Origin of the sequence: Streptococcus viridans (assembly GCF_900636365.1) — a bacterium.
In the GTDB taxonomy this organism is placed as follows: domain Bacteria; phylum Bacillota; class Bacilli; order Lactobacillales; family Streptococcaceae; genus Streptococcus; species Streptococcus viridans_A.
This window is the reverse complement of the sequence record NZ_LR134266.1, coordinates 1,077,001-1,098,437: the sequence shown is the minus strand read 5'-3', so window position 1 is coordinate 1,098,437 and position 21,437 is coordinate 1,077,001. Positions and strand designations below refer to the sequence as shown.

The window sequence follows — 21,437 nt, the reverse complement described above, 5'->3', positions numbered from 1 at the left end:
GGTCTCAAAACTCCCGAGTGCCTGAAACAACTCTGATTCAGGCACTTTTCTCACGGCGGAAAGTTTTACATCTACTTAAATAACTATAAAAAATAATTTTTTTTGAAAATCATCTAGCTGTTTTATGTAAAACAATCGTTTGTATACATTCAAAAAACTGGAGGTTTAACTCCAGTTTTTATTTCTATTACACGTTTAAGACCTTATCTAAGAATTCTTTCAATCGTGGGTGTTGTGGATTGTCGAAAATTTGGTCTGGTTTGCCGTCTTCGAGGAATTCACCATCTGCTGTGAAGATGACACGATTGGCCACTTGGCGAGCAAATCCCATCTCGTGGGTGACGATGATCATGGTCATCCCTTGCTTAGCCAAGTCTTTCATAACATTCAGTACATCTCCGACCATCTCCGGATCAAGGGCAGAAGTCGGTTCGTCAAAGAGCATGACATCTGGTTTCATTGCCAAACCACGCGCAATGGCTACGCGCTGTTTCTGACCACCTGATAGACTATCAGGAGAGACATCAGCTTTGTCAGCCAGTCCAACCTTTTCCAAGAGTTCCATTGCTAGTTCTCTAGCTTCTTCCCGACTCATGCGTTTGTGCTCCAAAGGAGCAAACATGATGTTTTCAATAACACTCATATGAGGGAAGAGGTTGAAATGCTGGAAAACCATCCCGACATTTTCACGAACGATATCAATGTTGGTTTTAGGATCAGTCAGGTCATAGCCGTTCACAGTAATTTGTCCCTTGGTTACTTCTTCAAGAAGGTTAAGACTGCGAAGGAAGGTGGATTTACCAGAACCAGATGGACCGATAATACAAACCACATCTCCTTCGTAGAATTTTGTTGAGATGCCTTTTAGGACCTCATTTTCACCGTAATATTTGTGGAGGTCATGGACATCAATTTTTAATTTAGCCATTAATTAGCCCTCTTTTCTAATCGTTTTGCAAAGCGTGTCAATAAGGTAATGATGACGAGGTAAAAGACAGCAAGGATTGCATACATCTTGAAACTTTGATAATTTCGAGCGATGATAATCTTACCAGTCTGGAAGAGCTCGACCAAACCGATAGCTGACACGATAGTCGTATCTTTCAGTGCAATGACAAATTGGTTGACGAAGTTTGGAAGCATGAGTTTGGTTGCTTGAGGCAAGATAATCTTGCGCATGGTCTTGCTATAAGAAATCCCGAGGCTTCGACTAGCTTCCATCTGTCCAGCTGGTACGGCTTGAATCCCACCACGAACAATCTCAGCAATATAAGCAGCAGCATTGAGTGAGAGAGCAATCGTACCTGCAAGGAAGTCATTGATTGGGGATTGGTGACCCGTCATGGACTCGATCAAATTAGGAATTCCCCAGAAGATGAAGGCAGCAAGAATCATCAGTGGGATACCACGGATGACATCGACGAAAATCTCAGCAGTCCAACGAAGCCATTTATAAGGACTGACACTGAACATCCCGAAGATGATTCCGATCACCATAGCGATCGCAAATGATAGAAGTGCTAGTGCAATAGTGACCCCAAGTCCACTTAACAATTGTTTGTAGTTGTTTTGGAGCAAGCCCCAGATAGTCGTTTCATCCACTGAAGTAGATTCTGTGGTTTCATCACTATCGCTTGAAAGATACTTATCCAAGATTTTTTGGTATTCGCCACTTTCTTTTAAGTTGGCTAAACCGTTGTTAAACATTTCAATCAATTCAGGGTTCGAATCTTTTTGGACAGCAAAAGCAATCTGACCACTTGGAGTACCTTCGATAGGTGTTTTGAATTTACGTCCTTGTTTAATGGCGTATTTGATCACAGGTTCGTCATCCATGATAGCAGCTACAGAACCAGAGTTCAAGCTATCATACATAGAAGCCCCATCTGAGAAGGTTTTGATTTTATATCCATACTTACTCTTGTTTTCCTCGAGGAAAGTTTGAGAAGCCGTGCCATTTTTGACACCGACTGTTTTTCCTTTTAGATCTTCGTAGGAAGCAATGTTACTACTTTCTTGAACGGCAAGAATCGAATTGGTTGTGTAGTATGGGTCAGAGAAGTCAAAAGTTGCCTTACGAGCATCTGTCACAGTCATGCCGGCAATCATTCCATCGGCATTTCCATTCTGGACATCACTGACGGCGGCATCAAAACCAGGGTTGCTAATTTCTAGTGTAAAGCCTTGGTCTTTGGCAATCGCCTTAATTAATTCCATATCAATCCCAGTGTATTTACTTTGATCATTTTGGAAGACAAAGGGAGCAAAAGAGGAATCACTAGAAATTTTGTAGGTTTTCTTCTTTGGAGTTGCTTTTTGTCCTGCTTCAGTGCTCGTTTCTGGAACAACAGAAGTGCTAGCGGTAGTTGTTGTTGCAGATGATGATTGGCTGCTACCAGTCCATTTTTCAATAATTTGATCCAATGTACCATCTTTCTTCATTTGAGCAAGAGCTGTATTGAATTGTTTAATGAGGTTTTCATGAGAACCATCCTTCTTGACCCCAAAGGCAAAGCTTCCGACAGCTTCCCCTTCCATATTAATAGAAAGATCTTGGCCTTGCTTAATGGCGTATTCGATAACAGGTTGGTCATCCATAATGGCATTCACTGCACCAGTTGATAAACTATTGTTCATCAAATCACTGGTATCGAAGGTCTTGATCGTATAACCGTACTTGTCCTTGTTCTTTTGAAGGAAGCGTTGAGCAGCTGTACCGTTTTTAACACCGACTGTCTTGCCTTTAAGCTGGTCATAGGAAGTGATTTTGTTAGCTTTCTTAGTCGCAATCACGACTTTTGTATCATAGTAGGTATCAGACATGGCAAAGACTTGCTCACGTTCCTTGGTCTTGGTCATCCCTGCCATAATGGCATCGGCTTGACCAGCTTGAACTGCATTGACCGCTGCATCAAAGCCTGGGAATGACTTTTCTAAGGTCCAACCGTTGATTTCAGCGACCTTATCCAAGATTTCAACATCAATTCCTTTATAAACTTGGTCTGAGTCTTTAAATTCGAAGGGGGCATATGCCGTATCGAAAACGACTTTTACAGTTTCAGCCTGTGCTTGACTCGCAAAGGCGAATAGTGGAAATAAGAAAAGCAAACATGCTACTAGTTTTTTCTTCATTTCGTTCTCCTTTATATCTAATCCACTGATCTCGAGAAGAGCAATGGAAGGGATACCCAAAAGGGCTCAAAAAAATAAAGAATTCACACTGAAAACAAGTATGAATTTCATCATTTATTTTTTACAGGTATTATCATATCATAAATAAAACCTAAAATCAAGAATTTCAATCATCTCATGTGAGGTTATCTAACATGATTTAATCTTGCAGTCTCAGTTTTTCTTTGCTACAATGGACCTATTAGATAAATGGAGGTCGATCATGAAGAAAGGTAAGATTATTCAAGATATAAAAACTAACACCTCATGGCCAGTACTTGTTTCTACACTATTCTATGTGTTTTTAACCTTCCTATTTGTTGAAGGTGGACTTTGGTTTGGGAGTGAGTTTGTTGGACCATTTTCTCTAGTCATAGAGTTTTTAACAGAGCTCTTTTCACCAGGCAATGGAGGAGCGAGTGTCCAAGAATTTTTCTACCATTATTTTCTTTATTATGAGCTTTTCAGTTTTGTATTCATTCTCTTACTCTTTATTTTTTGGGTGAAGTTCATTGAGAAGAATCCTCTATCCACTTTAGGTTTTGTAAAAAAGAATTGGCTCAAGTTTCTAGGTTGGGGGATCTTGCTTTCACTGCTTCAAATGGGTGTGATTGCCCTTGTCTACCAGTTGGGTGGAATTGGGTCTTTTGAGCTTAATGAATTAAGTTTAGAACCCATTCTCTTTATTCTAGGCTTATTTCCATTTTGGCTCCTTCAAGGAGGAACGGAAGAAGTAGCGACGAGGGGTTGGCTCCTAACTCGGATTGCTGCAAGAACTAATCTACCTTTAGCGATCGCGATTTCTAGTAGTCTCTTTGGCTTTCTTCATCTGGGAAATTCAGGAGTGACCTTCTTATCCGTACTGAATATCATCCTCGATGGAGTGCTAGCTGGTTTGCTTGTTATCTACACCGATAGTATCTGGCTAGTGGTTGCCCAACACGGTACTTGGAACTATGTACAAGGAAATCTCCTTGGTTTTCAAGTCAGTGGGACGGGCGCAGATGCGTCTATCTTTAGTTTTACCATGGGTTCAGGACCTGACTGGCTGACCGGAGGGGCATTTGGTGCAGAAGGATCGATCATCACAACTCTGGTTCTTCTTGTATCCCTAGTGATTGTTTATCGTTTAGGGGAGAGGAGAGAAAGTGCTGTTACTGAACAAGTGTGAAATGGCTGAAAGGAAATAATGATGAATAAGGAGACAGGTTATTGAGCCTGTCTTTTTCTGTACAAGGATCCTCTTTTCAAAAGTCAGAGAAATATCCTTCATTGTGGTAAAATAAAAGGAGTATAGTCAAAGGAAGAAAGTATGATTAATCGAATTACAGATAACAAATTTAAACTCGTCTCCAAATACCAACCGTCTGGGGATCAACCGCAGGCGATTGAACAGTTGGTGGATAACATCGAGGGAGGAGAAAAGGCACAAATCCTGATGGGAGCGACTGGTACGGGGAAGACCTATACCATGAGCCAGGTCATCGCCCAAGTCAATAAGCCGACCCTGGTCATCGCCCACAATAAAACGCTAGCAGGCCAGCTCTATGGGGAATTTAAGGAATTTTTCCCTGAGAATGCCGTCGAGTACTTCGTATCTTACTACGATTACTATCAGCCAGAAGCTTATGTGCCGTCGAGCGATACCTATATCGAAAAAGATAGTTCTGTCAATGATGAGATTGACAAACTACGTCACTCAGCAACCTCAGCTTTGTTGGAGCGTAACGATGTCATCGTTGTAGCTTCCGTCTCTTGTATCTATGGTTTGGGTTCGCCTAAGGAATATGCCGATAGCGTGGTCAGCCTGCGACCCGGTCTGGAGATTTCTCGTGATCGTTTGCTCAATGACCTGGTGGACATCCAGTTTGAACGCAATGACATCGACTTTCAACGGGGCAAATTCCGTGTTCGGGGGGATGTGGTCGAGATTTTCCCAGCTTCGCGTGATGAGCATGCCTTTCGCGTTGAGTTTTTCGGGGACGAAATTGACCGCATCCGTGAGGTTGAAGCTCTGACTGGTCAAGTCCTTGGTGAAGTGGATCATTTAGCGATTTTCCCAGCTACCCACTTCGTGACCAATGACGACCATATGGAAGTTGCCATTGCCAAGATTCAAGCGGAACTTGAAGAGCAGTTAAAGGTCTTTGAAAAAGAAGGCAAGTTGCTGGAAGCCCAACGCCTGAAACAACGGACCGAGTATGACATCGAAATGTTGAGGGAGATGGGCTATACCAATGGGGTCGAAAACTACTCTCGCCACATGGATGGCCGAAGTGAAGGAGAGCCTCCCTACACCCTTCTTGACTTCTTCCCAGAAGATTTTCTCATTATGATCGATGAAAGTCACATGACCATGGGACAGATCAAGGGCATGTACAATGGAGACCGCTCGCGCAAGGAGATGCTGGTCAACTATGGTTTCCGTTTGCCGTCAGCCTTGGATAACCGGCCACTGCGTCGTGAGGAGTTTGAAAGCCATGTCCACCAGATCGTTTATGTGTCTGCGACACCAGGCGACTATGAGATGGAGCAAACGGATACTGTCATCGAACAGATCATTCGTCCGACAGGTCTACTCGATCCTGAAGTCGAAGTGCGTCCGACTATGGGACAAATGGACGATCTCTTGGGTGAGATCAATGCGCGTGTAGAACGTGGAGAGCGGACTTTTGTCACCACCTTGACCAAGAAGATGGCAGAAGACTTGACCGACTACTTCAAAGAAATGGGTGTCAAAGTCAAATACATGCACTCGGATATTAAGACCTTGGAGCGGACTGAGATTATTCGTGATTTGCGTTTGGGCGTCTTTGATGTCTTGGTCGGTATCAACCTCCTTCGGGAAGGGATTGACGTACCGGAAGTGAGTCTAGTTGCCATCCTCGATGCGGATAAGGAAGGTTTCCTCCGTAATGAACGCGGATTGATTCAGACCATCGGTCGTGCAGCCCGTAATAGTGAGGGTCACGTGATCATGTATGCGGACACCATGACTCAGTCTATGCAAAAAGCCATCGATGAAACAGCCCGTCGTCGTCAGATTCAGATGGCTTATAATGAAGAGCATGGCATTGTGCCACAAACCATTAAGAAGGAAATCCGTGACCTGATCTCTGTTACCAAGGCTGTGGCCAAGGAAGAGGACAAGGAAGTGGATATCACCAGTCTCAACCGCCAAGAGCGCAAGGAACTAGTCAAGAAACTGCAAGGACAAATGCAAGAAGCCGTCGAAGTGCTTGACTTTGAGTTGGCAGCACAAATCCGCGATATGATGTTGGAAGTCAAGGCCTTGGATTAGGGAGGAGATAGGAATGAAAATTCTAGTCATCAATGGGCATCCAGATAAGGAAAGTTACTGTCAGGCTATTTTTCAAACCATAGTCGAAACTATTGACTCAAAGCGCCATGAGCTTGAAGTCATCAGTCTCAATGAAGAGGATTTTGACCCTGTATTACGCTATGGCTATCGAAAGCGGATGGAAGAAGATCCCTTTATCCTTCGTTCTCAGGAATTGATCCAGTGGGCGGATCATTTCATCTTTGTCTATCTCATCTGGTGGAGTAGTATGCCGAGTCTCTTGAAAGGTTGGATCGATCGGGTCTTCACACCTGGAATTGCCTACTCGGCTAATGATCAGGGAAGCTTTATCTGGAATTACCTGAGAGGCAAGCAATTTAAGAAGTTGCTTAAAGGCAAAACGGCTAGTGTTTATGCGACCTCCATGGCGCCTACTTGGTGGTATAAGATTTTTTCAGGCCCCCTTAACATTCCTGATAGTTATGGCATCTCTGTTTTGAAGAATGCCGTCTTGAACCATTGTGGAATTAAAACCAAGCGCGTCTGCATCTTGGGAGAAGTCGGCCGAGATGTGAATACCGCTAGCATACGGGAACAGCATCTCCAAAAGGTGGCAGCAGAAGTCAAGAAACTTTGATCAGAGATGGGTTACTACTGATAAGTTAGTGTCTTTAGTTGTATTTTGAATAGGTTTTAGTTAAACTATTAACATAATCTATAAAACATAGGAATGATTTAATATGCTACTTTTTATCTATATGATCTATGTCATTTATTCACTATCAAAAATGAAAAATGAAGGCAAAAGAGTCTCAATTTTCACTAAGTTGATTGTTTACGGCTTATTGATACTCTCTTTGTTTATGCTCTATTTCAGTTTTTTGTCATTTTTATTTAGTCCGTTACCATTTTTTGGCTTTCTAGCTGCTTTTGCTATTGGTGGTATGATGCTATCTCTGAAAATAGTCATTGCCTTTCTTTTGCTTCTATTATCACTCAGCCTATTCTTAGATAGTAAAAATAGTGAACCGGATACGCCTCTGATTGATCATTGGCTACGGTTAGCAGTCCATATTCTGTTGATTATTATTTAAGGGGAGCACGCTATTCGTTTTATCTTAAACTCAAACCAATGTTTACATAGCAGAGGTCAATGATGGGAAAGCATTTGAATCTGTTTAGGATCCTGTATCTAATTCTTTTACTTTTTGTTTTTGTTAACTTTGTATTAGGTTACTATGGCTATGCCTTTACTCCTCTCTTGTGGAATCCTTGGTTATATCTAGGAGCTGTGATAGTTTTTTGTCATATCTGGTATCGCTTCTATCGAACTCACGCAGTCAATTGGAAGAATGTAGTGGGGCTACTGTTTAGTTTCTTTGCTAGCCTGATCCTAGTATTATTCATTGTGTTTTTCTTTAGTTTTGATGGTCATGGTTCGGTAACGATTCACTCGGAGTATTATTTAAAAGAGAATTCAATTGTCTTTCAGAGAGGTTCCCTTTTAGATGCCTTCGATGAATACCATGAGCTAGTAAATCCCTTTGTCATGAAAAAAGAAATACAGAAAAAAGTGTATATTGATGAATGAATTACATCATAGAAAGGAACTTTATGTCACGTACAACGCCTACTATACTGTGCAATCTTTGCATGGTCGAAGATCTTGAAAATGGGAAGGTGGTCCTCCAATACCGCTCACCTGAAAAGACTCACTGGGCTGGCTATGCTTTTCCAGGTGGCCATATTGAAGAAGGAGAAAGCATTGTAGAATCCGTCATTCGTGAAATCTACGAAGAGACAGGACTTACAATTACAAATCCAAAACTGGTTGCAGTCAAAGACTGGCCACAAGATGAGGGCGGCCGCTACATCGTCTTTTGCTACAAAGCGACAGAATTTACAGGCCAGCTAAGATCGTCTGATGAAGGAGAAGTTTCTTGGGTTGAGAAGGACCAATTAGATCAGTTGGACTTGTCCTACGACATGCTTCCTCTGCTGGAAGTGATGGAAGACCCAGATTTATCCGAGTACTATTATCGCAAACGGACAGACGATGATTGGGAAAAATTTCGCTATTAAGGAGTTGGGTAGACCAGCTCTTTTCTTATTCTTGTAAGAAGTGGAAAAAAGTAGTATGATGGAAGGGTTTAGGAATACCTGATCTAGGGGGATTTATTATATATGAAGGATTTTCACTTTGATGCTATTGCGGCATTTGAAAATTACGAAATTGAAACCATGAGAGATGGCCATGTGGTGGTGACCACCAAGGTGGTCGAATCGTCGCTCAATTATTATGGAAACGCGCACGGTGGCTATCTCTTTACCCTGTGTGACCAGATCAGTGGCTTGGTCATTATTTCACAGGGAGTAGATGGTGTGACCTTGCAGTCTTCCATCAATTATTTGAAAGCAGGGCGCCTAGGAGATGTCCTAACGATTCACGGGGAATGTGTCCACAGTGGCCGGACGACTCGGGTTGTGGATGTCGATATTACCAATCAGGAAGGTGCCAATGTCTGTAAGGCCACCTTTACCATGTTTGTAACGGGAGAAAGAGATGAATCAGCAAAAGTACGCATTTAAAAACTATATTTTTGATTTTTATGGAACCTTGGTCGATATCGAAACTGATGAGTCGAGTCCAGTCTTGTGGGAGACCATGGCCCAGATCTACCAGTCCTATGGAGCTCTTTATACAGGGGACAGCCTGCAAGTCCGGTATAAGGAGTTGGTACAGCAAGCTGAGCAAAGTATCGCTAAGGAAAAACAGGTCACTTATCCGGAGATAGACTTGACTGTGATTTTCGTTCAACTCTATCTAGAGAGTCATCCAACAGGAGCCAGTGTCCATCATCTTAAAGAGTGGGGACGCTTGATTGCTCGGACCTTCCGTGTCCTCTCTCGCAAACGATTGGAGCTCTATCCGCACACGAAAGAAGTCTTAGAAGAAATGAAGGCGGCAGGGTGTCGGATCTATCTCTTATCCAATGCCCAAGCGGACTTTACCAACCCAGAGATTGATTTGGTCGGCTTGAGAGAGATTTTCCATGATATTTATCTGTCGTCTGATGCAGGGATTCGCAAACCTCAGCGCGAATTTCTCATGAAAGTCATCAAAGAACACCAGTTAAATCCTGATAAAACGGTCATGGTAGGGAATGACTTCACTACAGATGTGGCTGTGGCGAAAAGTATCGGCATGCAAAGTATCTTGATCAATACCTTCCCCTACTCGGACGAAGAATTACAGAATAGGAGTCAAGCAGGCGTGCGCGTGATTCGAGACATTCAGGAATTGCAAGAAGATTAAAGGTGATCATCGATTCTAGGAGGCCAAGTTGCCTCTTCTTTTATTGAAAATGCTACAGTTAAACAGAATTTGTCAAATTTTCCCATTCATGGTATACTATGGGAGTTAATTTTGCTAAGGAGATTGAAATGAATAACTTACCAAACTGTCCAAAATGTAATTCGGAATATGTCTACGAAGATGGTACCCTCTTGGTCTGTCCAGAGTGTGCCTATGAATGGAACCCAGCTGAACTCGTAGAAGAAGAGGGTGTTGTAGCCATCGACGCGAATGGAAATAAATTGGCTGATGGCGATACTGTCACTTTGATCAAAGACTTAAAAGTGAAGGGTGCACCAAAAGATTTGAAACAAGGAACGCGCGTGAAAAACATCCGTATCGTAGAAGGCGACCACAACATCGATTGTAAGATTGATGGCTTTGGCGCAATGAAACTCAAATCAGAATTTGTCAAGAAAATCTAAAGATAAGAAGAAGGGCCTAAACCCTTTTCTTTTGGGAGAATACTATGAAATTCAAACTATTGTTTAGCTATCGTTTTCTATTGTTTATCTTGAGTGTGATCGGCGTTTATCTGCAACTGACCAAGCATGGTGGCTTTGGGATGATGCTCTATTACACCATTTTGTCCAACATGTTGGTCATGTTCTTTATGGGGGACATGGTCTGGCGCATGATTCGTGGTCGTTCGACCCAGACTCAGGGCTATCTTCGCTTAAAGGGTGGTGTCACCATGTCTATCATGATCACCTGTGTCATCTACCACTTTATGCTAGCACCCATCGCGACACCTGAGAAGTTTTACCGTTTGGAAAACTTCCTCTGTCACTACATTGTTCCTTTGATGTTCTTCTTTGACACCCTGGTGATTGATAAACCGAAACAATACCGTAAGTCGGATCCATTAGCTTGGACCTTGCTTCCCTTGCTCTATATGGTCTTTGCTCTTCTCAATGGTTTGGTCCTTAAGTGGCCAGTTCCAGGGGCAAAAGACAGTCCTTTCCCTTATTTCTTTATCAATGTCAATCGTTTTGGCTGGCTCTATGTGGTTAAGATGGCGACCATCATTTTTGTTGCTTATTTACTAGCAGGATGTGGCTTGTTTGCCTTGAAGAAGATTGGGAAAAAAGGAACAGATCATCATTAAATAAAAGATTTGTGGATGTAAATCCGAACATTCGTAGAAAATAATGAGTTTTTTCTTGCATCCCACTATAAACTGTGATATAGTATGGATAATTAAATAGTCCTTTAATCCTGTCCCGTGAGGCAGGCAAGGAGTCTGATCAAAATAAGGGGTGAACTAGATGCGTTCTAGGTCTTATCTCTTGATATTTTTCTGAAGCCTCCTTGGAAAGGGAGGCTTTTTTCTATCAATTAGGAGGAAAAGATGAAGATCAAAAAAGTCGTTGATGATCTGACCATGAAGCGAGCAATTACTCGCATCACTTATGAAATCATCGAACGGAATAAGGATCTGAGCCAAATTGTTTTGGTAGGGATCAAAACTCGTGGCGTTTTCATTGCCAATCGCATCAAAGAACGGTTAGCACAGCTAGAACAAATAGAAGTTCCAGTCTGTGAATTGGATACCAAGCCTTTCCGTGATGATATCAAAGTAACAGAAGATTCAACCGTTTTACCAGTAGATATTACTGGCAAAGATGTCATCCTGATTGATGATGTCCTTTATACAGGTCGGACCATTCGAGCAGCCATCGATAATCTTGTCAGTCGTGGACGTCCATCACGTGTCAGCCTGGCAGTCCTAGTGGATCGTGGTCATAGAGAATTGCCGATCCGACCAGATTATGTTGGAAAGAACATTCCAACAAGTCGATCAGAGGAAATCATTGTCGAGATGACTGAGCTAGATGGTCAAGATCGCATCTTGATCGAGGTGAGTGAATAAGGTAGTTTTCAAATCGTCGCTATATACAGGAGTGACTGAGGAAGCTTCCTGTATCGTTTTCACATATGCATATCTTTGGAATGGAGTTACAACATGTCTACAAATCAAATCGCACTTAAAAACCTTGTCTCAATGGAAGCTTTATCAAACGAAGAAGTTATGGCCTTGATTAAGCGTGGTATTGAGTTTAAAAATGGAGCAAAAGCTCATTACGATGAGCAACATATCGTGGCTAACCTCTTCTTTGAGTCGTCAACACGTACGCACAAAGCATTTGAAGTGGCTGAGTTGAAATTAGGTTGTGACCTCCTTGACTTTGATGTGAAAACGAGCTCTGTAAACAAGGGTGAAACTCTGTACGATACCATTTTGACCATGTCAGCTCTCGGAGTTGATATCTGCGTCATCCGTCACCCAGAAGTAGACTACTACAAGCAATTGATTGAAAGTCCAACTATCACAGCCTCTATTGTCAACGGGGGAGATGGATCCGGTCAACACCCAAGTCAAAGTTTGCTAGACTTGATGACCATCTATCAAGAGTTTGGTCATTTTGATGGACTTAAGGTTTGTATCGCTGGTGACTTGGATCACTCACGGGTTGCAAAATCCAATATGCAAATCTTGAAACGCTTGGGAGCAACTCTTTACTTTGCTGGTCCAGACGAGTGGAGAAGTGCAGAGTTTGAAGAATACGGAACCTTTGTGACGATTGATGAAGTAATCGAAGAGGTCGATGTCATGATGTTCCTCCGTGTGCAACACGAGCGTCATGATTATGAATCTCTCTTCTCAAAAGAGAACTACCATCGTTTGCATGGCTTGACACAAGAACGCTATGATCGTATGAAAGACACAGCCATCTTGATGCACCCAGCTCCAGTAAACCGTGATGTGGAGATTGCTGACCATTTGGTAGAAGCTCCTAAATCACGCATTGTGGAGCAAATGACCAACGGTGTCTTTGTCCGCATGGCTATCATCGAAGCGGTTTTAGCTGGACGGAAATAATAGAGTAAGAAAATAGAAAGGAGAAGTGAGGGAGTCTACAAAAAGGTGGTCTTTTCTCACTTTTCTTTTTGGAGTTTGTAAGGAGAATTTATGGTAAAACGTCTCTTAGTGTTAGAAGATGGGACGGTTTTTGAAGGAACTGGTTTTGGAGCTGATACCTATGTCAGTGGAGAATTGGTCTTAAATTCTGCCATGACGGGTTATCAGGAGTTGATTACCGACCAGTCCTATAAGGGGCAAATTTTAGCCTTTACTTTTCCAGTTATCGGTACAACTGGGATAAACCGAGATGATTATGAATCTATTTTTCCTGGGTGTCTAGCAGTGGTAGTGCATCAATTAGCGAGTCATCCCAGTAATTGGCGCAAACAGTTATCCTTAGATGCTTATCTGAAGAAACACAATATTCCAGGGATCCAAGGAGTCGATACTCGAAAGCTGGCTAAAATTGTTACTGAACATGGAAGTATGAAGGCTACAGTGGTCAATGAGGGGGATGCGATCGAGCATATCTTAGACCAGCTTCGGGCAACCGTCTTGCCTTTTGACCAAGTCCGTCAGGTGTCGACCAAAACGCCCTATGCTGCACCAGGATTTGGGAAGAGTATTGTCCTGATTGACTTGGGCTTACGGCATTCCGTTTTGCGTCAATTGATTGCGCGGGGTTGTAACGTCACGGTCGTTCCTTATTCAGTTAAATTGAAGGAATTGAAGGATTTGCAGCCAGATGGCATTATTCTATCTAGTGGTCCAGGGAATCCTCATCATATCGATGGTATTTGCCAGGTTATTGCTAAAATTGATCCTCATATTCCGATTATGGGGATCGGCTTGGGGGCAGAATTGCTGGCCCTTGCCCACGGGGGAAGCCTCGCGAAACTAAAAAGTCCTCATCGAGGTCTCAACATTCCGGTAAAAGAGGTGGCTACTGGAAAAGTCGAAATCACTAGCCAGAATCACCAGTACAACATCGAGCGCGATACTCTTCCACGTGATTTTCTGATCACCCATGAGGAGCTTCATGATCACTCGATTGAGGCCTTTCGTCACCGCTATCTTCCTTTGATCGGTGTCCTCTACCATATTGAGTCCAGTCCAGGACCAAGGGAAAGTCTCTATTTCTATGACGAATTTATGGATCTGATTGAAAGTAAATTAGACGAAAGAAGGGAGGAGTTATGGTCATGAATCAAGTAACGCTTTTGTGTGCAGAATCCTTCAATGATGTCAGTTTGCTTGGAGCACTCACGTCTTGTCCCTTATTAAAAGAACGTGGCTACCAGACAGAAATCCTCTATTGTGGAGACGAGAACGGAATCACAAAAGAAGTAGGAAATGCTGTTTCCGTTATTCGTTTAAAGTTGGATAGTCTAAAAGAAGCCCTTCTAGCGACGAAAACCAAAAATTTACTGCTGTCATTTGCGGATAAGCAAGTCCTTGGGCTATTATTTCGATTGGAGGAAATTGGGTTTCTCAAGGAACACAAGATCCGTATTCTAGGAACTTCGCTTAGGCAGTACCGTACCTTTTACCACCAGGCAGACCAAAAGTCTTTTCTAAAGGACTTAGGTTATCAAGTTCCTTCCTCTTCCTTGGTTTCGACAGTCAGAGAGGCTATTGAGTTCTCAGAGCAAATCCAATTCCCTATTGTTGTTTGGCCACTTGCCAGCAAGCATGGGCAAGGCCGTCGGATCGCTAATAACTTGGATGATTTATGTGATGCTGTCGAAAAAGGACTAGAAGTATCGCCACAGGCTCAGTGTTTGTTGGAGTTCTCGACGGTTGGTTTCAAGGAGTTGGAATACATCGTTGTCCGAGATCGTCAGGATAATTATTACCTTGCGGGAAACATTGAGAGCGTCGACCCGGTGGGGATCCATTCCAGTGATTCTTATCAAGTCATCCCTAGTCTGACGCTGACGGATACCGAGCATCAGACCTTGAGAGAGGCAGCACTGTCTATTGTCCGGCATTTGAGACTAGTTGGAGCGACGTCCATCAAGTTTGCGCTAGATCCAAAGAGTTACCAATTCTATATTCTTGAGGTCAATCCTTTTGCTTCGGATTCCTTCTCGACCATGTCCATGGCCTTAGGTTATTCGATTTATCACCAGGCCTTATGCTTAAAATTAGGCGACCACCTTTTGGATCTTCCTCATCCTACGATGAAGGGTCTTACAGCCCTCTTTGAACCCACTCTAGATCGTATTTTCTTTAAACTCCCTGTTTTTCCAATGGAAAAGGTGACAAAAGTTCTCAACACACAAATTCATTCAGTTGGTGCAATTCATGGGTTTGGTACAAGTCTAGAAGAAGCCTATCAGCAAGCCGTTGAAAATTTCGGTTCGGATCAATGGCCTAAGCATATTCTAAAAGAGGTTTCGGACGATGAACTCATTCAACGGATTGCTAAACGAATGCCATATCGCTTCTCATCTATCTTAGAGGCATTTCATCGAGGGTTCGAGATGGAAGAAGTGAGTGACCTGAGTCGAATGGATCCGTTTTATCTCCAGTTTTTATATAATCTTTACTTGTATGAGCGACAAGAGAAGGAGCAACTATGTCCTGAGCTAAAATTACGTCCTTTGGATTTAACAGCTGGATTCGGTCAAGTTGGCGAAAGGGTTTCTTACTATACTTCGATCTGTGGCGAGAATGAGGCACCAGATTGGAGTCAATGGACATTATTGGTTGATCGAAGCGCTCCAGAAGATTCGAGCCAGATTCTTAGACTGATAGATTGCTTGAAGCAGGAGCATGAAAAGGGAAGAAAAGTAGCCCTTCTGACACATCGTCCTTTTGCAGGACATGAAGCAGATACTTGCTTGCGAATCCCCCTCTCAATTTATGAGACTTACCAAGACCAGATTAACAGCCAGTTTGGTCAGGTAGAATATTTGGATGAATAGAAAATGAGCTTCGGTCAAGATAACCGAAGCTCTTTGTTTAATTCAATAGTGTGGATTAGGAATGGCTAACAATTCCGATAATGGTATCCACTGCACGTTCCATGGTTTGAAGGCTGACGTATTCAAAGCGACCATGCATATTTTCGCCACCAGCGAAAAGGTTTGGAGTTGGAATTCCCATGAAGGAAATCTTAGAACCGTCTGTACCACCGCGGATTGGTTCGATAATAGGAGTAATGCCTAAATCTTCCATGACTTCCTTAGCCAAGTTGACAGGTGTCATATCTTTCTCGATGACCTGTTTCATGTTGTAGTACTGGTCTTTAAGTGTCAAGAGAACACGTTCGGCACCAAGTTCTTGGTTCATCTTGCTTGCGATGTCTTCCATCATAGCTTTACGGGCTTCAAAGTTCTCTGTCTCGAAGTCACGTATAATGTAGCTAGCATGCGCTTCCTCAACAGTCCCCTCGATATTCATCAAATGGAAGAAGCCTTGATAGCCATCTGTTTTTTCTGGGCGGTCTTCTTCAGGGAGTTGATTGTGGAAGTCAATGGCTAACTGGAGGGCATTGACCATTTGGTTCTTAGCAGTACCTGGGTGCACATTGCGCCCTTTAAAGGTAATTTCAGCTCCTGCAGCAGAGAAGGTTTCGTATTGCAATTCACCAAGAGGACCACCGTCCACTGTATAAGCGAAGTCTACATTGAAATCTTCTGCATCAAACTTATCTGCTCCGACTCCGATTTCTTCATCTGGTCCAAAGCCAACTCGGATTTCGCAGTGTTTGATTTCTGGATGAGCATTCAAGTATTCGATGGCTGTCATAATCTCAGCAATCCCTGATTTGTCATCTGCACCAAGAAGGGTCGTACCGTCAGTAGTGATCAAGGTTTGACCTTTGTAGTTATGGAGGTTAGCAAAGTCGGCTGGATCAAGTGAATAACCAGAATCCCCGAGAGCAATAGTGCCACCATCATAGTTTTCGATGACTTGTGGGCTGATATTCTCAGCATTGAAGTCAGCTGTATCCATATGAGAGATAAAGCCAATCTTTCGGGTAAGACTTGGATCGTTTGCTGGCAGCGTTCCAATCGCAAAACCGTTTGGAAGATAATAAACATTTTGCAGTCCAACTCGTTCCATTTCAGGAAGCAGTACATTCTTTGCAAACTCTACTTGAGAAGCTGTACTAGGAGTTGTTGTTGAAGTCTCATCAGAGCGAGTGTTGACTTTGACATAGGTTAAAAAACGTTCTAATAATGTTGGGTATTTCATTTGTTTTTCCTTTTCTAGTTCTGTGCTTGTAAAACATAGCGCTTGATAGCAGTAGCGACACCGTCTTCTTCGTTAGAAGTAGTAGTGACATCAGCCAAGGCTTTAATAGGAGATGGAGCATTGCCCATAGCAACTCCAAGACCCGCGAATTCAATCATTTCAATATCGTTGTTCTCATCGCCAATAGCCATGACCTCTTGCCTTGGAATTCCTAAGTATTCAGCCAGTGCCTTTAAGCCGGTCGCTTTATTTACCCCTTTAGGAAGGATCTCAAATAGGATCGGTTGGGAGCGAATAGTGTGGAAGCGCTGGGCTAATACTTCTTCATAGGTTTCTTGAAAGACATCAATCTGCTCTTTCTGATCGATAAACATCCCTTGGAAAATCGGTTGTGCCTCAAGAATTTCTTCTAGGCCAAGTGACACGGGGACTGCAGAAACGATGCTAGCATCCATTTTAGCTATTTCAGAAGGTTTCCGATTCAAAATGATATAGCGATTTAAATCGAATAAGCTTAATTGAGGATGGATCTCCTGAGTCAGTTGATCGAGATAAACCAAATCTTCTTCAGATAAGGCATCATAACTGATAACAGACCAATCTGATGATTTGACAGTTGTACAACCATTATTAATCACAGAGTAGGAGTGGTTACTTTTGAAGCCGATTTCTTCAAAAATTGGACGAACACCAGAGAGAGGGCGACCTGTACAGATGACGACGTGTACACCAGCAGCTTCAGCATCCAAAAGAGCCTGCTTATTAGCAGGACTAATGGTTTTGTCTGGTGATAAAAGTGTCCCATCTAAATCAATAGCAACTAATCGAATCATAGCTCATCCTCCTTAGCTGGAAGAAAGCTAGCAATGACTTTTCCGATGACTCTCGGTTCCTCTTCTAAAGGAATAATCTTATCACTGTACTTTTTATTGAGGGAAACGAGACGAATCCCTTGGGCTTCACGGAAGACACGCTTGATCAAGGTTTGCCCGTCGTACTCAATAGCATAGATTGCACCGGCAGTATCGTAGAAAGTTTGCTTGATTAGGGCAACAGCTCCCTTTGGATATTTAGGTTCCAGCGAGTCTGTATGAATCCAAAGTGCTAGATCGTAGGCCAGTTTTTGATCAAACCAAACCAAATCTCCCTTAGAAGCACTTTGACTTGCAGCATAACTGTCGAAGACCGTATATGGTGTGTATTTTTTCTCGATACGTTTCCGTTCAGCCTGTAAAACCAACAAGCGATTGGCTTCCTCTAAGAGTGAATCTTGAAAATCCTCATCCAGTTGCTTATAGATAAACTCAATCTTAGAATCCTCCAAGGTATCTGGTTGACTATAACGAGGATCTAGGTCAGAGATGGGGATTTCAAAGAAGCTAGCAATCTTTTCTAAGTTCTCACTAACTGGGAGAGAAGTGCCCTTCACATAGCCAGTTAAGGTACTAGCTGGAATACCAGTTGTACGAGATAAATCGACCTGTTTCTTGTTTTGAACCTTTAATAGTTCTCTTATTTTTTCGGAAATAATGCGCAAAGCCTCTTTATCTTGTGGGCTTGCTTTTCCACGTCCTCTTGCCAAGAGCTTCACCTCCTTTTACATTACAACTCATTATAGCGAATTAAATCGAAAAAGTAAACAAAAACCTTACATAAATGAAGAATTTAAACAATTTCGATATAAATCATATATAGCTAGTTTTGATTTCTTAAAACTAGCCAAGAAACAGCCTTTTTGTTATAATATACTGAATGATTTTATAAGGATGAAAAAATGAATTTAGAAGAATTAAAGAAACGACAAGAGAAGATTCGGAACTTCTCCATTATCGCCCATATTGACCACGGAAAGTCAACCTTGGCGGACCGAATCTTAGAAAAAACTGAGACCGTTTCTAGTCGGGAAATGCAAGCCCAACTTTTGGACAGCATGGATTTAGAACGGGAACGTGGGATTACCATTAAGCTTAATGCCATCGAGTTGAATTACACGGCTAAAGATGGGGAAACCTACATCTTCCACTTGATTGACACACCGGGACACGTGGACTTTACTTATGAGGTTTCTCGTTCGCTGGCTGCCTGTGAGGGAGCCATTCTCGTAGTGGATGCGGCTCAAGGGATTGAAGCTCAGACCCTAGCCAATGTCTACTTAGCGCTGGACAATGATTTGGAAATCCTGCCAGTTATCAATAAAATCGATTTGCCAGCTGCCGATCCAGAACGGGTGCGCACAGAAGTAGAAGATGTCATTGGTTTGGATGCCAGTGAAGCAGTTCTAGCTTCAGCCAAGGCTGGTATCGGGATTGAAGAGATTTTGGAACAAATTGTTGAGAAAGTTCCAGCTCCTACTGGGGATGTTGCTGCTCCATTGCAAGCCTTGATCTTTGACTCAGTATACGACCCCTATCGTGGAGTTATCCTTCAAGTTCGGGTTGTCAATGGTATGGTGAAGCCTGGCGACACCATCCAGTTGATGAGCAATGGTAAGACCTTTGACGTGACTGAGGTAGGGATCTTTACTCCTAAAGCAGTTGGTCGTGATTTCCTTGCGACAGGAGATGTTGGTTATATTGCGGCTTCTATCAAGACTGTTGCGGACACCCGTGTCGGGGATACGGTGACCCTAGCGACCAATCCAGCAAGTGAGCCCCTTCATGGTTACAAGCAAATGAACCCAATGGTCTTTGCCGGTCTTTACCCAATCGAATCAAACAAATACAATGATCTTCGTGAAGCCTTGGAAAAGTTGCAATTGAATGATGCTAGTCTCCAATTTGAGCCTGAAACATCTCAAGCCCTTGGTTTTGGTTTCCGTTGTGGTTTCTTGGGACTCCTTCATATGGACGTTATCCAGGAACGCTTGGAGCGCGAGTTCAATATTGACTTGATCATGACAGCGCCGTCTGTAATCTACAAGGTCAATTTGACAGACGGAGAAGTGCTGGATGTGTCCAACCCATCTGAGTTCCCAGATCCAACCAAGATTGCTTCGATTGAAGAACCTTATGTCAAAGCGCAAATCATGGTGCCACAAGAGTTTGTCGGGGCCGTCATGGAATTAGCCCAACGGAAACGTGGGGATTTTGTGACCATGGACTACATCGATGAAAATAGGGTCAATGTCATCTATCAAATCCCACTAGCTGAGATTGTCTTTGATTTCTTTGATAAATTGAAATCCTCTACGCGTGGCTATGCAAGCTTTGACTATGAGTTGTCTGAATACCGTCCATCTAAATTGGTTAAAATGGATATCCTTCTCAATGGCGATACCGTCGATGCTCTCAGCTTTATCGTTCACAAGGACTTTGCCTATGAACGTGGTAAGTTGATAGTTGAGAAGCTCAAGAAGATTATCCCTCGTCAACAGTTTGAAGTGCCTATCCAAGCAGCCATCGGTCATAAGATCGTTGCACGTACTGATATCAAGGCTCTTCGTAAGAACGTCTTGGCCAAGTGTTATGGTGGTGACGTATCACGGAAACGGAAGCTTCTTGAAAAACAAAAAGCTGGTAAGAAACGCATGAAAGCTATCGGTTCGGTAGAAGTACCACAGGAAGCCTTCTTGTCAGTTTTGTCAATGGATGAGGAGTAAGCTTCTCTCTGAAATGTTCGAACAAATCAAACGTCCCACTAGGGGCGTTTTTTCTTTCGGACTAGACAAATAGCGCTTTCAAATCTTCATTGAACGTGATAAACTAGAGGTATCAAAATCCATCACAAAGGAGAGAAAAGATGAAAAATAAGTTCCTACTAGCGACCGTCTCGGTCTTATCAGCTGTTGCCCTTGTAGCTTGTAGCACACCTAAAAAAGAGTCTAGAAAACCATTGTCATCTGAATCTAGTTCCACTGAGGTGGTAAAAAAGAGCAAAAAATCCTCTAGTAAAAAAACCTCTAGCAAGGTAGAATCAAAATCATCGGATGATAACAAGGGTTCTGTCGAAACCAAACGGGTTGGTTCTGCAGATTATGGTTATATCGATATCCCAAGCAAGTGGATTAAATTTACAGATATAGATGGCGGAGACAGCATTCAATTTACAGATGGAAGTGCCTACAACATCGTTACCATGAACGGGTATACTAAAGAGAAAGCAAATGTCGGTGAAGGGGAAGTCTTCAACGCAGAGTTGATTGCCAACCGAATTGCTTACTATTGGAATGACAATAAAGAAGTAGAGAAAATGTGGGGAGCGAAGACTACTGTCTCAGGGAATGAAGCCTTGCAGCTGAATATTATCCTAAAATCTGGACAGTACCTCATTACTTGGGTCTTCCAAAAGGATGATAAGGTATACTTGATGTCTTTTGAAGGGGATCCAGAGACCTTGGCTCAATTCATTCCTTACATTGAGGAAACTTGGAGTTTGGATGAGAAAGGTTCAAATGCCTAATGCATTCGTGAGGAAGTTGTTTTCATTGTCACCAATTTTCAATTGCTGATAGATGAAATTTGAGAAGCTGTGATAAAGCACAGCATCTTGTAATAATCAACTTCTTATAGCCTGGTTAGCAAAGAATCTCTCAGGTTGTA

The 21,437-nt window shown here is 42.6% G+C and carries 20 protein-coding genes; 15 read left to right on the top strand and 5 right to left on the bottom strand.

Features of this window, described 5'->3' with window-relative positions; translation table 11 throughout:
* Nucleotides 1-187: 187 nt before the first annotated feature.
* Together EL081_RS05825 and EL081_RS05820 are read right to left on the bottom strand one after the other, a co-directional pair.
* Nucleotides 188-928: an amino acid ABC transporter ATP-binding protein gene (locus EL081_RS05825; protein ID WP_023026884.1), complete on the bottom strand. Its 741-nt coding sequence runs from the start codon at nucleotides 926-928 to the stop codon at nucleotides 188-190.
* Nucleotides 928-3,132: an ABC transporter substrate-binding protein/permease gene (locus EL081_RS05820; RefSeq protein ID WP_126404325.1), complete on the bottom strand. Its 2,205-nt coding sequence runs from the start codon at nucleotides 3,130-3,132 to the stop codon at nucleotides 928-930. The genes EL081_RS05825 and EL081_RS05820 overlap by 1 nt, the downstream gene beginning before the upstream one ends.
* A gap of 262 nt (nucleotides 3,133-3,394) precedes the next feature.
* Between EL081_RS05820 and EL081_RS05815 the strand changes: the two genes are divergently transcribed.
* From EL081_RS05815 to EL081_RS05750, 13 genes are all read left to right on the top strand, one after another.
* Nucleotides 3,395-4,342 carry a CPBP family intramembrane glutamic endopeptidase gene (locus tag EL081_RS05815; RefSeq protein ID WP_185946455.1) on the top strand — a complete coding sequence of 316 codons (948 nt, stop codon included), beginning with the start codon at nucleotides 3,395-3,397 and terminating at the stop codon, nucleotides 4,340-4,342.
* Nucleotides 4,343-4,483: 141 nt separating this feature from the next.
* Entirely contained in the window at nucleotides 4,484-6,472 is a 1,989-nt protein-coding gene (gene uvrB, locus EL081_RS05810) for an excinuclease ABC subunit UvrB (protein WP_126404321.1), read from the top strand.
* A 13-nt stretch (nucleotides 6,473-6,485) separates the two neighbouring features.
* Complete coding sequence (locus EL081_RS05805) at nucleotides 6,486-7,109, top strand: NAD(P)H-dependent oxidoreductase (protein ID WP_126404319.1); 624 nt, start codon at nucleotides 6,486-6,488, stop codon at nucleotides 7,107-7,109.
* Nucleotides 7,110-7,625: 516 nt separating this feature from the next.
* The gene (locus EL081_RS05795; RefSeq protein WP_126404316.1) at nucleotides 7,626-8,063 is read left to right on the top strand and encodes a hypothetical protein; all 438 of its coding nucleotides are present in this window, start codon (nucleotides 7,626-7,628) and stop codon (nucleotides 8,061-8,063) included.
* Nucleotides 8,064-8,086: 23 nt separating this feature from the next.
* The gene (locus EL081_RS05790) at nucleotides 8,087-8,554 is read left to right on the top strand and encodes an 8-oxo-dGTP diphosphatase (RefSeq protein WP_185946456.1); all 468 of its coding nucleotides are present in this window, start codon (nucleotides 8,087-8,089) and stop codon (nucleotides 8,552-8,554) included.
* Between the two features lie 102 nt (nucleotides 8,555-8,656).
* A complete protein-coding gene (locus tag EL081_RS05785; RefSeq protein ID WP_126404314.1) occupies nucleotides 8,657-9,061 on the top strand; it encodes a PaaI family thioesterase in 405 nt (134 codons plus the stop codon).
* A complete protein-coding gene (locus tag EL081_RS05780; RefSeq protein WP_126404313.1) occupies nucleotides 9,036-9,788 on the top strand; it encodes an HAD family hydrolase in 753 nt (250 codons plus the stop codon). Before EL081_RS05785 ends, EL081_RS05780 begins: the two co-directional genes overlap by 26 nt.
* 128 nt (nucleotides 9,789-9,916) lie before the next feature.
* Entirely contained in the window at nucleotides 9,917-10,252 is a 336-nt protein-coding gene (locus EL081_RS05775) for a zinc ribbon domain-containing protein YjdM (RefSeq protein ID WP_126404312.1), read from the top strand.
* 44 nt (nucleotides 10,253-10,296) lie between these two features.
* On the top strand, nucleotides 10,297-10,935 hold the full coding sequence (locus tag EL081_RS05770) for a Pr6Pr family membrane protein (RefSeq protein WP_126404311.1): 639 nt from the start codon (nucleotides 10,297-10,299) through the stop codon (nucleotides 10,933-10,935).
* Between the two features lie 243 nt (nucleotides 10,936-11,178).
* Entirely contained in the window at nucleotides 11,179-11,700 is a 522-nt protein-coding gene (pyrR, locus tag EL081_RS05765) for a bifunctional pyr operon transcriptional regulator/uracil phosphoribosyltransferase PyrR (RefSeq protein ID WP_126404310.1), read from the top strand.
* A gap of 93 nt (nucleotides 11,701-11,793) precedes the next feature.
* Nucleotides 11,794-12,711, top strand: a complete 918-nt coding sequence (locus EL081_RS05760; protein WP_048690641.1) for an aspartate carbamoyltransferase catalytic subunit — start codon at nucleotides 11,794-11,796, stop codon at nucleotides 12,709-12,711.
* A 90-nt stretch (nucleotides 12,712-12,801) separates the two neighbouring features.
* Nucleotides 12,802-13,899 carry a carbamoyl phosphate synthase small subunit gene (locus EL081_RS05755; RefSeq protein ID WP_126404309.1) on the top strand — a complete coding sequence of 366 codons (1,098 nt, stop codon included), beginning with the start codon at nucleotides 12,802-12,804 and terminating at the stop codon, nucleotides 13,897-13,899.
* Nucleotides 13,896-15,623, top strand: a complete 1,728-nt coding sequence (locus EL081_RS05750; protein WP_232011396.1) for an ATP-grasp domain-containing protein — start codon at nucleotides 13,896-13,898, stop codon at nucleotides 15,621-15,623. The genes EL081_RS05755 and EL081_RS05750 overlap by 4 nt, the downstream gene beginning before the upstream one ends.
* A 55-nt stretch (nucleotides 15,624-15,678) precedes the next feature.
* On the opposite strand, the gene pepT is transcribed toward EL081_RS05750, so the two are convergent.
* Genes pepT through EL081_RS05735 form a run of 3 tightly spaced genes read right to left on the bottom strand, consistent with a single transcriptional unit; the run spans nucleotide 15,679 to nucleotide 18,481 of the window.
* A complete protein-coding gene (pepT, locus tag EL081_RS05745) occupies nucleotides 15,679-16,899 on the bottom strand; it encodes a peptidase T (RefSeq protein WP_126404307.1) in 1,221 nt (406 codons plus the stop codon).
* Nucleotides 16,900-16,913: 14 nt separating this feature from the next.
* Complete coding sequence (locus tag EL081_RS05740; protein WP_126404306.1) at nucleotides 16,914-17,732, bottom strand: Cof-type HAD-IIB family hydrolase; 819 nt, start codon at nucleotides 17,730-17,732, stop codon at nucleotides 16,914-16,916.
* Nucleotides 17,729-18,481, bottom strand: a complete 753-nt coding sequence (locus EL081_RS05735; protein ID WP_126404305.1) for a LexA family transcriptional regulator — start codon at nucleotides 18,479-18,481, stop codon at nucleotides 17,729-17,731. The genes EL081_RS05740 and EL081_RS05735 overlap by 4 nt, the downstream gene beginning before the upstream one ends.
* A 192-nt stretch (nucleotides 18,482-18,673) precedes the next feature.
* On the opposite strand from EL081_RS05735, the gene lepA reads away from it, so the two are divergent.
* Together lepA and EL081_RS05725 are read left to right on the top strand one after the other, a co-directional pair.
* Nucleotides 18,674-20,497 (top strand): translation elongation factor 4, encoded by a 1,824-nt coding sequence (lepA, locus tag EL081_RS05730; RefSeq protein ID WP_048716124.1) that lies wholly within the window; start codon nucleotides 18,674-18,676, stop codon nucleotides 20,495-20,497.
* Nucleotides 20,498-20,637: 140 nt separating this feature from the next.
* Complete coding sequence (locus EL081_RS05725) at nucleotides 20,638-21,297, top strand: hypothetical protein (RefSeq protein ID WP_126404304.1); 660 nt, start codon at nucleotides 20,638-20,640, stop codon at nucleotides 21,295-21,297.
* Nucleotides 21,298-21,437 lie beyond the last annotated feature (140 nt).

Excerpts from the sequence above, each read along its gene's own strand:
- EL081_RS05825 (WP_023026884.1), bottom strand. The coding sequence starts at position 928 with ATGGCTAAATTAAAAATTGATGTCCATGACCTCCACAAATATTACGGT.
- EL081_RS05820 (WP_126404325.1), bottom strand. The coding sequence starts at position 3,132 with ATGAAGAAAAAACTAGTAGCATGTTTGCTTTTCTTATTTCCACTATTC.
- EL081_RS05815 (WP_185946455.1), top strand. The coding sequence starts at position 3,395 with ATGAAGAAAGGTAAGATTATTCAAGATATAAAAACTAACACCTCATGG.
- uvrB (WP_126404321.1), top strand. The coding sequence starts at position 4,484 with ATGATTAATCGAATTACAGATAACAAATTTAAACTCGTCTCCAAATAC.
- EL081_RS05805 (WP_126404319.1), top strand. The coding sequence starts at position 6,486 with ATGAAAATTCTAGTCATCAATGGGCATCCAGATAAGGAAAGTTACTGT.
- EL081_RS05795 (WP_126404316.1), top strand. The coding sequence starts at position 7,626 with ATGATGGGAAAGCATTTGAATCTGTTTAGGATCCTGTATCTAATTCTT.
- EL081_RS05790 (WP_185946456.1), top strand. The coding sequence starts at position 8,087 with ATGTCACGTACAACGCCTACTATACTGTGCAATCTTTGCATGGTCGAA.
- EL081_RS05785 (WP_126404314.1), top strand. The coding sequence starts at position 8,657 with ATGAAGGATTTTCACTTTGATGCTATTGCGGCATTTGAAAATTACGAA.
- EL081_RS05780 (WP_126404313.1), top strand. The coding sequence starts at position 9,036 with ATGAATCAGCAAAAGTACGCATTTAAAAACTATATTTTTGATTTTTAT.
- EL081_RS05775 (WP_126404312.1), top strand. The coding sequence starts at position 9,917 with ATGAATAACTTACCAAACTGTCCAAAATGTAATTCGGAATATGTCTAC.
- EL081_RS05770 (WP_126404311.1), top strand. The coding sequence starts at position 10,297 with ATGAAATTCAAACTATTGTTTAGCTATCGTTTTCTATTGTTTATCTTG.
- pyrR (WP_126404310.1), top strand. The coding sequence starts at position 11,179 with ATGAAGATCAAAAAAGTCGTTGATGATCTGACCATGAAGCGAGCAATT.
- EL081_RS05760 (WP_048690641.1), top strand. The coding sequence starts at position 11,794 with ATGTCTACAAATCAAATCGCACTTAAAAACCTTGTCTCAATGGAAGCT.
- EL081_RS05755 (WP_126404309.1), top strand. The coding sequence starts at position 12,802 with ATGGTAAAACGTCTCTTAGTGTTAGAAGATGGGACGGTTTTTGAAGGA.
- EL081_RS05750 (WP_232011396.1), top strand. The coding sequence starts at position 13,896 with ATGAATCAAGTAACGCTTTTGTGTGCAGAATCCTTCAATGATGTCAGT.
- pepT (WP_126404307.1), bottom strand. The coding sequence starts at position 16,899 with ATGAAATACCCAACATTATTAGAACGTTTTTTAACCTATGTCAAAGTC.
- EL081_RS05740 (WP_126404306.1), bottom strand. The coding sequence starts at position 17,732 with ATGATTCGATTAGTTGCTATTGATTTAGATGGGACACTTTTATCACCA.
- lepA (WP_048716124.1), top strand. The coding sequence starts at position 18,674 with ATGAATTTAGAAGAATTAAAGAAACGACAAGAGAAGATTCGGAACTTC.
- EL081_RS05725 (WP_126404304.1), top strand. The coding sequence starts at position 20,638 with ATGAAAAATAAGTTCCTACTAGCGACCGTCTCGGTCTTATCAGCTGTT.